Annotated in this window: 12 protein-coding genes, 1 tRNA gene and 2 pseudogenes; 9 read left to right on the top strand and 6 right to left on the bottom strand. The window is 61.0% G+C overall.

All coding sequences use genetic code 11. The features are described from left to right. The first annotated feature begins 67 nt into the window (after positions 1-67). Positions 68-3,865, top strand: a complete 3,798-nt coding sequence (locus tag JVX98_RS12660; RefSeq protein WP_205238802.1) for a vitamin B12-dependent ribonucleotide reductase — start codon at positions 68-70, stop codon at positions 3,863-3,865. Between the two features lie 136 nt (positions 3,866-4,001). Next, positions 4,002-4,433, top strand: coding sequence for a GNAT family N-acetyltransferase (locus JVX98_RS12665; RefSeq protein WP_192446131.1), 432 nt, complete (start codon positions 4,002-4,004; stop codon positions 4,431-4,433). 136 nt (positions 4,434-4,569) lie between these two features. Here JVX98_RS12665 and JVX98_RS12670 read toward each other — a convergent pair. Both JVX98_RS12670 and JVX98_RS12675 read right to left on the bottom strand, forming a co-directional pair. After that, a pseudogene (locus JVX98_RS12670) lies at positions 4,570-5,152 on the bottom strand (ethanolamine ammonia-lyase light chain EutC); the annotation flags it as partial. Further along, a pseudogene (locus JVX98_RS12675) lies at positions 5,144-5,332 on the bottom strand (zinc-dependent alcohol dehydrogenase); the annotation flags it as partial. The pseudogenes JVX98_RS12670 and JVX98_RS12675, both read right to left, overlap by 9 nt. 379 nt (positions 5,333-5,711) lie before the next feature. Here JVX98_RS12675 and JVX98_RS12680 point away from each other — a divergent pair. Further along, positions 5,712-5,787: transfer RNA gene (locus tag JVX98_RS12680), tRNA-Ala, on the top strand. A 151-nt stretch (positions 5,788-5,938) separates the two neighbouring features. Here JVX98_RS12680 and JVX98_RS12685 read toward each other — a convergent pair. Next, complete coding sequence (locus tag JVX98_RS12685; protein WP_205238803.1) at positions 5,939-6,541, bottom strand: hypothetical protein; 603 nt, start codon at positions 6,539-6,541, stop codon at positions 5,939-5,941. A 118-nt stretch (positions 6,542-6,659) separates the two neighbouring features. Beyond that, complete coding sequence (locus JVX98_RS12690; protein WP_205238804.1) at positions 6,660-7,316, bottom strand: hypothetical protein; 657 nt, start codon at positions 7,314-7,316, stop codon at positions 6,660-6,662. A 300-nt stretch (positions 7,317-7,616) separates the two neighbouring features. Here JVX98_RS12690 and JVX98_RS12695 point away from each other — a divergent pair, with 300 nt between their 5' ends. Both JVX98_RS12695 and lexA read left to right on the top strand, forming a co-directional pair. Further along, positions 7,617-7,913 carry a hypothetical protein gene (locus JVX98_RS12695; protein WP_043614248.1) on the top strand — a complete coding sequence of 99 codons (297 nt, stop codon included), beginning with the start codon at positions 7,617-7,619 and terminating at the stop codon, positions 7,911-7,913. 237 nt (positions 7,914-8,150) lie between these two features. After that, positions 8,151-8,873: a transcriptional repressor LexA gene (gene lexA, locus JVX98_RS12700; protein WP_043614246.1), complete on the top strand. Its 723-nt coding sequence runs from the start codon at positions 8,151-8,153 to the stop codon at positions 8,871-8,873. Between the two features lie 90 nt (positions 8,874-8,963). On the opposite strand, the gene JVX98_RS12705 is transcribed toward lexA, so the two are convergent. Both JVX98_RS12705 and ligD read right to left on the bottom strand, forming a co-directional pair. Beyond that, the gene (locus JVX98_RS12705; protein WP_156134018.1) at positions 8,964-9,296 is read right to left on the bottom strand and encodes a hypothetical protein; all 333 of its coding nucleotides are present in this window, start codon (positions 9,294-9,296) and stop codon (positions 8,964-8,966) included. A 335-nt stretch (positions 9,297-9,631) separates the two neighbouring features. Further along, positions 9,632-10,582, bottom strand: coding sequence for a non-homologous end-joining DNA ligase (gene ligD, locus JVX98_RS12710; protein ID WP_246765011.1), 951 nt, complete (start codon positions 10,580-10,582; stop codon positions 9,632-9,634). Between the two features lie 437 nt (positions 10,583-11,019). Here ligD and JVX98_RS12715 point away from each other — a divergent pair, with 437 nt between their 5' ends. The 4 genes from JVX98_RS12715 to JVX98_RS12730 all read left to right on the top strand — a co-directional run bounded on the left by JVX98_RS12715 (position 11,020) and on the right by JVX98_RS12730 (position 13,163). Continuing rightward, a complete protein-coding gene (locus JVX98_RS12715; protein ID WP_205239545.1) occupies positions 11,020-11,607 on the top strand; it encodes a hypothetical protein in 588 nt (195 codons plus the stop codon). A gap of 4 nt (positions 11,608-11,611) precedes the next feature. Beyond that, the gene (locus JVX98_RS12720; protein WP_205239439.1) at positions 11,612-12,109 is read left to right on the top strand and encodes a thermonuclease family protein; all 498 of its coding nucleotides are present in this window, start codon (positions 11,612-11,614) and stop codon (positions 12,107-12,109) included. A gap of 77 nt (positions 12,110-12,186) precedes the next feature. After that, positions 12,187-12,444 carry a hypothetical protein gene (locus tag JVX98_RS12725; protein ID WP_205238806.1) on the top strand — a complete coding sequence of 86 codons (258 nt, stop codon included), beginning with the start codon at positions 12,187-12,189 and terminating at the stop codon, positions 12,442-12,444. Positions 12,445-12,830: 386 nt separating this feature from the next. Then, complete coding sequence (locus tag JVX98_RS12730; protein ID WP_205239546.1) at positions 12,831-13,163, top strand: hypothetical protein; 333 nt, start codon at positions 12,831-12,833, stop codon at positions 13,161-13,163. Positions 13,164-13,572: the final 409 nt, after the last annotated feature.

The following is a 13,572-nucleotide window of genomic DNA, read 5'->3' on the forward strand; positions in this document are numbered from 1 at the left end:
CCCTCGCGGCCGGGCGGGGACAATTGCGCCTGTGGCGGGCGCTAGGCAACACGAAGGACCAGGGACAATGAAGATCGAACGTCGTTTCACGAAAGCCGGGCAATCCGCCTATGCGGAGATCGAATTCCGCAAGGCTACGAGTGAAATCAAGAACCCCGATGGTTCGATCGTTTTCCGCCTTGCCGATATCGACGTACCGGCTCAGTTCAGCCAGGTTGCCGCCGACATTCTCGCGCAGAAGTATTTCCGCAAGGCCGGCGTTCCCGCCAAGATGAAGCGCGTCGAGGAGAACGATGTCCCCTCCTTCCTCTGGCGCGCGGTTCCCGACACGGATGCGCTGAAGGCGCTGCCGAAGGATGAGCAATACGGTTCCGAAACCGATGCCCGTCAGGTCTTCGATCGCTTGGCCGGCACCTGGGCCTATTGGGGCTGGAAGGGCGGCTACTTCGATACCGAGGAAGACGCCTCCGCCTTCCAAGACGAACTTGCCTACATGCTCGCCACGCAGCGCGTCGCGCCGAACTCGCCGCAATGGTTCAACACCGGCCTGCATTGGGCCTATGGCATCGACGGCCCCGGCCAGGGCCACTTCTATGTCGACCCCTTCACCGGCAAGCTGACGAAGTCGAAGTCGGCTTACGAGCACCCGCAGCCGCATGCCTGCTTCATCCAGTCGGTCGGTGACGATCTTGTCAACGAAGGCGGCATCATGGATCTCTGGGTGCGTGAAGCGCGCCTGTTCAAGTACGGCTCCGGCACCGGCTCCAACTTCTCCTATCTGCGCAGCGAAGGCGAAAAACTTTCGGGCGGCGGCAAGTCCTCCGGCCTGATGTCGTTCCTGAAGATCGGCGACCGCGCCGCCGGCGCGATCAAGTCGGGCGGCACCACCCGCCGCGCCGCCAAGATGGTCGTCGTCGACATCGACCATCCGGATATCGAGGAATACATCAACTGGAAGGTCAAGGAAGAGCAGAAGGTTGCTGCGCTCGTCACCGGTTCCAAGGTCGTCGCCAAGCATCTGAAGGCGATCATGAAGGCCTGCGTCAACTGCGAAGGCACGGACGACGCCTGCTATGATCCGAAGCAGAACCCGGCGCTGAAGCGCGAGATCCGCGCCGCCAAGCAGGCGCTGGTTCCGGAAAACTACGTCCAGCGCGTCATCCAGTTCGCCAAGCAGGGCTACAAGGACCTCGAGTTCAAGACCTACGACACCGACTGGGATTCGGAAGCCTACCTCACGGTTTCAGGCCAGAATTCCAACAACTCGGTCTCGATCAAGGACGACTTCCTGCGCGCCGTCGAAACCGATGGCGATTGGCACCTGACCGCCCGCAAGGACGGCCGCGTCATGAAGACGCTGAAGGCACGCGACCTCTGGGAATCGATCTCCTACGCCGCCTGGGCGTCGGCCGATCCGGGCCTGCACTTCAACACGACGATGAACGACTGGCACACGAGCCCCGCCGCCGGCCCGATCCGCGCGTCGAACCCGTGCTCGGAGTACATGTTCCTCGACGACACCGCCTGCAACCTCGCCTCGCTGAACCTGATGACGTTCAAGGACGCGGCGACCAAGCGCATCAACATCGCCGACTACGAGCACGCCGTCCGCCTGTGGACGATCGTTCTCGAAGTCTCGGTCATGATGGCGCAGTTCCCGTCCCGCGAGATTGCCGAGCTTTCCTACGAATACCGCACGCTCGGCCTCGGCTACGCCAACATCGGCGGCCTGCTGATGTCCTCGGGCATTCCCTATGACAGCGCCGAAGGCCGCGCCATTGCCGGTGCGCTGACCGCGATCATGACCGGTGTCTCCTACGCCACCTCGGCCGAGATGGCCGAGAAGCTCGGTCCGTTCCCGGGCTTTGCGCCGAACCGCGACAACATGCTGCGTGTCATCCGCAACCATCGCCGCGCCGCCTACGGCGAGATGACGGGCTACGAATCGCTCTCGGTCAACCCGGTCGCGCTCATCCATGGCGACAATCCGGACCAGGACCTCGTCATCCACGCCATGAGCGCCTGGGACAAGGCGCTGGAACTCGGCGAAAAGCACGGCTACCGCAACGCCCAGGCAACGGTTATCGCGCCGACCGGCACGATCGGCCTCGTCATGGACTGCGACACGACCGGCATCGAGCCTGACTTCGCTCTGGTGAAGTTCAAGAAGCTCGCCGGCGGCGGCTACTTCAAGATCATCAACCGCGCCGTCCCGGAAGCCCTGCGCTCGCTCGGCTACGGCGAGAGCCAGATCGCCGAGATCGAAGCCTACGCTGTCGGCCACGGCAACCTGAACCAGGCGCCGGCGATCAACCCGTCGACGCTGAAGGCCAAGGGCTTCACCGACGAAAAGGTGGAAGCGGTCAACGCCGCTCTGAAGAGCGCCTTCGACATCAAGTTCGTCTTCAACCAGTGGACGCTCGGCGCCGACTTCCTGAAGGGCACGCTGAAGGTCACCGACGAACAGCTCGGTTCGATGGACTTCAACCTGCTCGACCACATGGGCTTCTCCAAGAAGGACATCGAAGCGGCAAACATCCACGTCTGCGGCGCGATGACGCTGGAAGGCGCACCGTTCCTCAAGAACGAGCACCTGCCGGTCTTCGATTGCGCCAACCCCTGCGGCAAGATCGGCAAGCGCTACCTGTCGGTCGAAAGCCACATCCGCATGATGGCGGCGGCCCAGCCGTTCATCTCGGGCGCGATCTCCAAGACGATCAACATGCCGAACGAGGCGACCGTCGAGGACTGCAAGAACGCCTACATGCTCTCCTGGAAGCTGGCGCTGAAGGCAAACGCTCTCTATCGCGACGGCTCCAAGCTGTCGCAGCCGCTGAACGCCTCGCTGATCGAGGACGACAAGGACGAGGATGCGCTGGAGGATCTGATCCAGGCGCCTGCCGCCGCCCAGGCCGTCACCATCACCGAGAAGATCGTCGAGCGCGTCATCGAGAAGGTGATCCGCGCTCGCGAAAAGCTGCCGAACCGTCGCCAGGGCTACACCCAGAAGGCCGTCGTCGGCGGTCACAAGGTGTATCTGCGAACCGGCGAGTTCGGTGACGGCCGCCTCGGCGAGATCTTCATCGACATGCACAAGGAAGGCGCCGCCTTCCGTGCGATGATGAACAACTTCGCGATCGCCATCTCGCTCGGCCTGCAGTACGGCGTGCCGCTCGAAGAATATGTGGAGGCCTTCACCTTCACCAAGTTCGAGCCGGCCGGCATGGTTCAGGGCAACGACGCGATCAAGAACGCGACGTCGATCCTCGACTACGTCTTCCGCGAACTGGCGGTTTCCTATCTCGGCCGTCACGATCTTGCTCACGTGGACACGTCCGATTTCGGCAACACCGCACTCGGCAAGGGCATCCAGGAAGGCAAGACCAACCTGATCTCCACAGGTTGGACGCGCGGCTACAAGCCGACGATCGTCGGCGGCACCGGCGACCGGGCCTCCAGCGAACCCAAGGGCTCGTCGACGGGTGCCCCCGCTCGCGCCTCCTCGGGTGCGACCGTGACGGCGATCGCCGGCAACACGGTGCGCAAGCTGGAAACAACGACCGCGATCGCCACTTCGGAAATCGTCGCTTTCAAGCGCGACTATGAAGAGCGGGCTGCGGAACTGGCAGAAGAGATCGCCGACGAAGTCGAGCAGGAAGTCACCGCCCTCTTCTCCGACAAGGCAGCCGCCGAAGCGGCATCGGCCAAGTCGGATGCCAAGAAGGTGGAAGCCGAACGCCGCGCCCGCTCGATCATGCAGGGCTACACCGGCAACATGTGCACCGAGTGCCAGAACTTCACGATGGTGCGCAACGGCACCTGCGAGAAGTGCGACACCTGCGGCGCAACGAGCGGCTGCAGCTGAGCCACGTCGTCGTCGTCTCTGACGACGACTGAACGAAGACCACGATCATTGCCAACCCGAGGTTTTCCTCGGGTTGGAGTGCTTTATAGAACAAAACGCGAATATACAGACCGAGCCACCATTTGATTGGGTTCCCTTGAAGCCTGTTCCGATCATCGACATTATTCTCGAAGACCCGAACCGGGAGGACCTCAGCGGCATCGTTGCGCCGCTGGATGCCTACAACCATGCCCACAGCGGCATGGCCGATCTGCCCGGTTTTGCCATCGTCCTTCGCGATCCGGAGACGAAAGTCGCGACGGGTGGGCTCTATGCGACGGATGGATATGGCTGGGCCTTTATCCGTTACCTCGCCGTTCCCGATGAATACCGCGGCCAAGGCCTTGGCCGACGCCTGATCGAGGAAGCGGAGAAGATCGCGCGCCAGCGCGGCTATGTCGGCCTTTGGCTCGACACCTTCGAATTCCAGGCCCGGCCCTTCTATGAAAAGCTCGGCTTCGAGTTCTTTGGTGAACTCGAAGGCGGTGAAGGGGCGATTGCGCGCTACTTTCTGAAGAAGCGGTTCTGACGTCGGAAAGTCACGCTCCGAAGAAGCAACCGCGTTTTCTGCCCTCCGAAAGCAGCAGCATGCGGCGGCGACACGATGCACGACCGCCGACGCCGCCGGACAGCGAGTGCCTTGTTGCCCTACAACGCGTTTAGGGTCACCCGAATCGCCGGCTGCTGTTGACGTCCTTGCCGATGATCTCCCGGATAATGGTCAGGGTTTCCTTGGCCGCCTCCTTGGGCGCAACTGCCGTATCGGCGACGTTGCCGACCAGCTTCGTCATGTCGTGATCGATGTCCTTCTCCGCCCAGCGCTTTCCTTTGGCGACGGTAATGTAGACCGAGTAGGCGTGGTGCATGGTTCCGGGCCGCTCGCCGATGATGTGGAGAATTCCTCGAAACGTGTTGGGATCGGCCTCGGCAAACAACGTCTCGCCGATCCTATAGCCGGCCCGCACTCTGCCGCTGGTCACCAGGATGTTCTTGTCACTCACCGAGACGCCGGCATCGCCGAGCAACCTGCGCATTTCCTCCAGATAGGGCGAAAGATGGCCCTCATCCATGATGGCCTTGGCGTTCAAACCATCTGAAATGACGATCTGGCCCATGGGCATATCGCCTTTCCGCGACGTCCTGATCGGCTTCGATAGCCTTGATTGAGTCCGGGCTCAGCGTTTCACCGGTGGTCGGGTGCGCGATGTAGTCGTTCCTATCCTTGGACAGGGTGCGAACCGGGACGACACTGAGACTGGGTTTTACCGGCCAGTCTCCGTTTGCGGCATGGAGATCGGTATGGCACACGCCCGTTGCTTCGTATTTGACCAGGATCTGCCCCGACTGCGGCGTGGGCACCGCCAATTCGTCGATCATCAGCGGTGCGCCGAATTGCCGGACCACGGCCGCCTTCATCATTTGAGCCATTTGCCAATCCTCCTCCAATCGCCGGGCCACGGAGAGGTTTCTGATGGGAACAGCGGGCCGGCAGTGGCCTATCTCACATACGAAATTCGTGTAATTGGCGCGGGCATCGTGGCGTTCACAAGCATGGCCCGGACGGCATTTCATGGTTGGCGTGTACCGCCGACACTTCAACGAGGCTCACGGAGCGCCATCGTCCGGTTGCAGGGTAAACCCGCCGGCAGAGTTCGACAATGGGTGGAGTTCAGAAGCGGTTCAGAGAACGACGCCTCGCTTCGCCTAGCCGGATCGAGCAACACTTATCGGGCAACGACGTTCGAGCGGGCGTGCTGGCGCGCGTCTATTGACAGGCTCGGCGGCCGTCGTGTTGACTGGATGGCACGGGGCCGTAGCTCAGTTGGGAGAGCGCCGCAATCGCACTGCGGAGGTCGAGGGTTCGACTCCCTTCGGCTCCACCAAGGCAAACAGAATTGAGCCAATTGCCGAAGCACTGCAGGAGCGGCTGACTTGTAATCAGCAGATCGCAAGTTCGAGTTTCTCTGGGGACAACACTCGTCCCGGCCACCGCCCGGCCTTCGCGCAACAACGCCCGCTCACGCGCCCCTGTTTTCAGAGGCTGAACGGATCCCGTGCCGAGCGTTTCCCGCTCGGTGCATTGAACGGATCCGCCTTCTTCTCCTTGGACTTGCGGCCTTCGTCGGCGATGATCTCGTCGACTGCCTTCTGGCACTTCATCAGCTCTTCGGCCGCGGGGCCAGTGCCGCGCAGGCTGAGATTGGCGATCACGCGATCTTCGAACGCGATGGCCAGGCCCCGCTTGCGCACGAAGCCCGTCAGGAACTCGGCGTCGGTGACGTTCACGAACAGAAACTTTCCGCTCGCATCGCCAGCAGCGGTCGCCGAAGCGCTCCAGGGCTCGGTCTTGTCGAAGCGGAACGTCAGGTCGTATTCCTTGCCGACCTCGAGCGACCGCCAGTCGTCGCTGGCAAAGCCCATGTAGAGCGGCGACTCGGAGCCCTTGGGATAGAACCCGAGCCGCAAGGTGACGCCGCCGTCGAATTCCGACGATATGAAGCAGGAGCCCTCCATCGAGGTGTCGGATGCAACGGTCCAACCGTCGACGTCCTTCCACTTGATGATTTCGGACTCCTCGGCCGCGGCCGATCCCGCGGCGATCAGACAGCTTACCAATCCGACCAGCAATCTACGCATGCAAAACCCCCGTTTGCCCGCATTTTGATAGGTACCCGCGCCGCTGTCGAGGGTACCGAGCCCGATACCAGCAACATTTTAGGAATATTCACCTCTCTGCGGCAAGCGGACGCGCCCATCACATGGCGAAAGGATCTTTCGACGACTTGGTCTGGCCGCCACCGGCAAAGGGATCGTTGTTCGGGCCAGTGCCACCGGCGCCGGCAAAGGGATCGTTCGCTGCCCCCTGCCCGCCATTCGGGATCAAGGCGCTAACCGCCTCCTGACATTTGAACATCTCGCTCACCGCCTTCATCGAATCGCGCAGGCTGAGGCTCGCGACGACGCGTCCCTCGAAGGCCAGCGCCAACGTGTTCTTGCGAACGAATTCGGTAAAGAAGTCGGTGTTGGAAAAGTTCACGACGAGGGCCTTGGCGCCGGTAAGATCGACGCCGAATGCAACGGCCGGCCACTGGCGACCACGGTCGAGCTGCAAGGCGACGTCATATTCCCGCTGCGGCTCGATGGATTTCCAGTCGGCATTGCCGATCGAAAGAAACGCCAGGTTCGCCGACCCCCGCGGATAAAAGCCGATACGAAGGATCGCGCCTGCATCATAGCTCGTCGCGGCGTAACACGAGCCTCCCAGGGAAGGATCGGAACCCACCGTCCAGGCGTTGATCCGCTTCCAGATGTTCGAACGCCCATCTTCAGCAGACGCCGCTCCGGCCGTGAGCAACAGACCGAGCACCACCAACGACAATCTACGCATGCAATTACCCCACTTTCCACGCAAAGTTATCTTTTTTTGACCTCCTGTCGAGACGGTGAAGCCTCTTCCTCGCAGGGATTCTTGCGCATCCCCCACCCCCGACCCTAGAGCCGATACTGCCGGTGCGTTCTTCGCGCGTCGCAAGAGGAACGGTCAAGATGAACTCGAGGTGGAGCGGCTGGCGCAAATCAGACACAGCCTGCAGGCAAAGAGCTGTTGAACACGGCAGAGTGATCGCCATGCTTGCTGGACTTCGGAACGAAAGCACGGTTCACATCGTTACCCACCCTGTAGTGCCACCCCTTCATCAAGTGGACAATTCCCGTGCTTGCCGCCCTGCTTCTCGCTTCGATAGTCGCATCGCCCAATATGCCTGACGTCAAGCTCAGCGCCGCGACGGTGGATGAACTCCAGACCGATTTCGAACGGGCCGTGCCGTGCCATCAGATCGATGGACGCAACGTGTGGAAGGGCGCACTGGCGTTCTACATCCAGTCCTTCGTTTATGACGGCGACACACCCGTCGCGACCGACGCCGCCGACGCGGTGCTGCCGGAAGACAACAGCGCAGAGACGGTGAAGGAGTTCGAGGACGCCTGCTCGACCTCGCAAGCGACCTAAATCTCTCCTCATAGAGCCCCGTGATTCGCTCGAATCAGCTGCGCGACTGGCGTCATCCGGCGCGATTTTGGCACGCAACCGTCGCCGATAAGCGCCCTGCTCCCGCAAAAGTGACCGATCGGCACCCGCAGAAGCGGCCAATCGCCTGAATTCACGAAATTTTAGGCACTTGCGGAACACATATGGAACAGATAGTGTCTGTTCTTGATTTGTTTCACGCCTCTGGAGCGACGTGCCATGCTGACCCGCAAGCAACAGGAATTGCTTCTGTTCATTCACGAACGCATGAAGGAGTCGGGCGTACCGCCGTCATTCGATGAAATGAAGGATGCGCTCGACCTGGCGTCGAAGTCCGGCATCCACCGTTTGATCACCGCGCTCGAAGAACGCGGCTTCATTCGCCGGCTGCCGAACCGGGCGCGCGCGCTCGAAGTCATCAAGCTTCCGGAAGCCTACGCCGCCGGCCAGCAGCAGCCGCGCAGGGGCTTCTCGCCGAGCGTGATCGAAGGCAGCCTTGGAAAGCCGCCGGCGGCCGCTCCTGCTGCGCCGAAGCCCGCCCCGGTTGCCGAAAGTACGTCCGTTTCCGTCCCGGTGATGGGGCGCATCGCTGCAGGCGTTCCGATCTCGGCGATCCAGAACAACACCCATGACATCACCGTGCCGCTCGACATGATCGGCAGCGGCGAACATTACGCCCTTGAAGTGAAGGGCGATTCGATGATCGAGGCCGGCATCTTCGACGGCGACACGGTGATCATCCGCAACGGCAACTCGGCCAATCCCGGCGACATCATCGTGGCGCTCGTGGACGACGAGGAAGCGACGCTGAAGCGCTTTCGTCGCAAGGGCGCGTCGATTGCGCTCGAAGCCGCCAACCCCGCCTACGAGACGCGCATCTTCGGACCAGATCGCGTGAAGATCCAGGGCAAGCTCGTCGGGCTGATCCGCCGCTACCATTGAATTCCAGGCAGAACACCGAATCAAAAAAGAGCCTCGCCAAGGAAATTGGCGAGGCTCTTTCCATTTCGGGTGACCTGAAATCCAGATCGCCTATTCGTGGATCGTATATTCGCCGAGCTCGCAGAGATCCTGCGTGTCCTCGGTCGTATCGAGGGCCGAGCCCTCCTCGAATTCGAATCGCATGTCGTATTTGCAGACGTCCCGCCCGTCGGCAATGGTGATCTCCATGCTCTCGCCGGGGTTCAGGACCTGCCGACCGAAAACATCGTCTTCCCACTCATTGACGCCGACCGGCGACGTATAAAAGTTCGTCAGTACCACGCTGGTGTTGTTCTTCAGCTGGAAAACCAGGTCGTCAGCGTGCGCCTCAATAGCGGTCGCCGCAAAACACGCCAACGCCGTCAGGATCAGTCTCTTTTTCATTGATGCCATTGCCTCCGTTCTTAATGTTGACGGACGCTACCGATGCGGCTGATCTCAGCGGAGTCATCGCTCCCCCTCTACCGATTTCACCGAAGCGATAAGATCCGACGGAGGCATAGGAGACGTGGCTTGCGCGGACGTGGGGTCGCGAAACGACCCGCGCTGCCCTAGGGCAGAACGTCAAACCAACTTAAACGAGGTGAAAATATTGGAGGCCTCGCCCGGAACAGTAGAAATGCGAAATATCAATGGCTTGCGCGAGCGCGCTGCCACACTTGGCTGAAATATTTTCATTGAAAATTCAAAGGCGGCTGCCACACCCTGCCACACTTTTCTTACTCTGAATCGGTCCGCGGCAACTCGTCCAAGGTGAAGAGTGGCAATGCGTTGTCATCCCTTTGTTTCACGCCCTTGAAGGATGGATGCCGCAGCTTCCCGTCTTGTGTCCATGCCCGGTACTCGATGTCCGCGACGAGCAGAGGGTCGGTGAAGACGGCTCCCTTGCGCTTCAGCGCGACCGGCGGCCGCGTTGCCCGGATCGTGTCGAGCACCTTGCGCAGGTCCACCGATTCCTTATTGCTCCACCCGGTACCGCAGCCGCCGACATAGACGAAGTTGTCGCCCTTCCTCGCCGCCAGCAGCAGCCGACCGATGGCGCCTGGCATCGTCGAAGGCTCATAGCCGATGATCACGAAGGTATCGCGGCGCGCACATTTGATTTTCAGCCACTCCGGCTGACGGCCCGATCGATAGGGCTTGTCCCGGCGCTTGGCGACGATCCCCTCAAGGCCGAGTTCGCACGCCGCGCGGAAGAACTCGGCGCCGTCCGCCGCCACCTCCTCGGAGAACCGGATCGCGCCCATCATGCCGGCGACAATCGGCTCGAGCAATTGCCGCCGCTCGGACAACGGCAGCCACCGCAGGTCGCGACCGTCGAGACATAGCAGGTCGAAGGCATAGAAGATGATTTCGCTTGCGTCGTGCGCGCTGGGCTTCTTGCCGACCGCACGCTGCAGCAGCCCGAAATCTGACCTGCCTTGATCATCGAGGACGACGGCCTCGCCGTCTATGATCATGGGAGTGTGCCCGAGCTCGCGCGCCTCGGCGACGATCGAGCCGAACTTCGGCGTCCAGTCGTAGCCGCCCCGCGTTATCGCCCTCACCTCTCCGGGCTCGACATGAACCGCGAGCCGATATCCGTCCCATTTCACCTCAAAGGCCCAATCCGGCCCCTTCGGCGAGTTGTCGACGAGGGTTGCGACGCATGGCTCGACGCGCCGCGGCATCGGATCTGCTTGCGGCCCGGTTGACGGGGCTTTCTTCGCTGTTTTAGCCATTCCGCGTTAACGCAAGAAACAGCGAAAACGTCTAAGCCGCGCCTCGCCTTTGATCACCGTCGGCCGGCGGCATAAAGACGACGGCGACGCGCCGAGAGCCGCAGCGCGGGCAGCGCAGCCGGGAAGCGAGAATTGCAAGGGGAAAGTCGCGACCGCGCGTGGAAACGAGCGTCAGCATGTCGAGATCATAGCTCCAGGTGCACTCGCGAATAGATTTCAGGCCCTCGCGCTTGCCATAGGCACAGCGCGCCTTGAGGCGCCATCCGAGGCTGAAAGCTTCGCCAATTGTCTCGACCATTGGGTCGAAATAATATAAGAACAAACGAAGAACAACAATTGACGTTTGCGCTCCCCAGAATTCGGGAGAACCAGCAAAAGGCAGCACCGTGAGCGACGAGGGTACCGCGACAAGAAGATCGGCCGAGGGGCCGTGGGTTCACCTCTGCGAACAGCCCGGCTGTACGAAATGGGGCGGCTGGGGCTTCGCCATCGGCAAAGGCTCTTCGAACTGGTTTTGCTATGAACACAAGCCGGCAGTCTGGCCGCCGGCAAAGACGGCCTACCCCATGTCCGATCATAAAAACCTGGATCAAGGCATCTACATCGGCCTTGTGACCACGCGCGAGCCGATAAAGCGGGCGTTCGCCGGGACGGGCCAGTCGCGACGGCGAGAGAAAACTAGTGCCGCGGCAATCGCGCGCTCCATCGTTGAGAGCATCCTTAGAAACCACAGGATCGAGCGCGGCGGCGAGCCGGTAGACGAAGCCGAGATCATTGACGTCCTGACAGAGGAACTCTGGAAGGTGCCGGAGCAAACCGCCAAGGATCTCGTCGGGGTCGACGCCAACAAAAGGGACGCCGCCAAGGCCGCGATCACCCAGGCGTTGCTGGCGGCGCTGCTCGATCGATACGATTGCACATTCTTTATGCCGGAGTATCGCAGCATGGGAGCTTCAACCCATAAGGGGCGATGAAATGATGAAATTGACGGTGGTGGCTGGGGTTTTGCTGGCGTGCGGGGTGGCCAAGGCAGCGGAACCACTGATTGGCCGCGCATCTGTCGTCGACGGGGACACCATCGACATCGGGAAAACCAGAGTGCGCTTCAGCGGGGTTGACGCGCCGGAAAGCTGGCAGAGGTGCCGTGACGGGGATGGGGGAGAGTATCGGTGCGGCCATGCGGCGGCGATGGCTCTTGATCGGTTCCTCGCTGCTTCCCGACCGACCCGGTGCGAGTTAGCCGGACGCGATCGTGACCGACGTATCGGAACCTGCTTTCGCGCCGATGGGACCGACGTCAACCGGTGGCTGGTCGAGAACGGCCACGCCCTGGAATGGCCGAAATACAGCAAGGGTGCGTATGCAGACGCGCAGCGCTCGGCGCAATCGAACGGTTTGGGGATCTGGCGGGGAGAATTTCAGTTGCCCTGCGAGGTGCGGGCGAAGCGCTGGAAGCGGGAAGCGCGATGCGATTGAGCGTCACCTGAGCCGTTGAATCCAGTTCACGCAGCGATATCTAAAAACGTCGGATGAAACATCACCGAGGCATCGAGTTGGGTCGCGACCACCGCCAAATCGACCCCGAAGTAGGCATCGGCCATATCCGGTTCCGGGACCTGGCCGAATGGGAGATCATCGGCGCCCGGTGCGCGCAGTGCGGCTACAGCAACTGGCTTGACCGCTGGCAGCTTGCAAAGAAGTATGGCGCCGAAACGCCGGTCGCCGTTATCCGGCCACACCTGCGCTGCGGCAAGTGCGGCAATCGAGACGGCAACGGTTTGAGACTTGGTGCGATCAATCGCAACGCCTGAGAGGTGCAGCGAACTAGGCGGCGTGGCTTCTACTTATATTTGGAACTGTCAGGCATTTTAGACGTTCCTGTAATGCCGTGCCCCACATCCCCTGTGGCTTATCGGCGGGCTCCATATTTCCCCCGCAATGGAGCCCCTGCGCCTAGCGCACTCGGTGGCCTCGTCGAGAATGGCGGGGTCATTGTGGTTATGCATCGCCCCCGTCAATCTTTCGAATTGATCCGACCGCCTTTCTTTTTTGGCCATCGACTTCCTCAACGTACTCACCTGTTGGTGTGTTGCGTTGTCATCAATTCGGCGCATACTTCATCATCGCTGGGCAGTTCCCAGGGCCCCGACGACTGGAAGATCATCAAGCTTTCGCCCCAAGTACAGGAGGTCGCGCGATGTCTACCACGACCCATTCAACAACACTTTCCCCCCACGATATAGACGAAATCGACCACATCTTCGTGGACATGCTGCGCTCGCTCGGCCTAACGCGGAATAGTGAGGCCGCAGAAGCAATCGCAAGACGCATCATCAACTGCTACCAAGGGGGCGATCGGGAGAGCGGCGCTCTCCAACACATCATCGACTACTATCAATCGGCGGCGTTACGTCAGACACCGGCACAGACCAAAACTGAAGCGATCAATCGATGGGAGAATGAAGGTGGCGCTCTCGCACGCTTACCGCATGAGCGCTTACTGATATGGCCCGCCCCGCTTCATTCATAGGAGGCGTCGGTGCACATACCTCCAAAATTGGCAGTTCAACACCTTGGGTCTCGCGACGTTGCTTTGATACGGAGAGTTTTCAAAGCGGCATGTTCGAAAACTCACACCCACCACATCAGCAAGGATGCCGACCGACTAGCAAAGTTCATCTGCGATGAATTCAGGTTCGGAAACAGAGATGAAGCTTCCCTTCTTGAATGTGCGCTCTGGTTCGGCACCGCCCGTATTCCGCCGGCGACAAGGGACGTCTCAACCGTCGACACCCAAGTTGCTGCGACACGAGAGGGCAGAGATCGGGTAGGCCTGCGGAAAACCGGCGTGCCCAAAAGCCAAGGCTAGATACGCTCCCGAAAATGCGCCACCGCCACCCACGTAGCGGCCGGATTCGCGATTGGGGCCCATTTTTTTT

This window comes from Ensifer sp. PDNC004, assembly GCF_016919405.1.
Lineage (GTDB): Bacteria > Pseudomonadota > Alphaproteobacteria > Rhizobiales > Rhizobiaceae > Ensifer.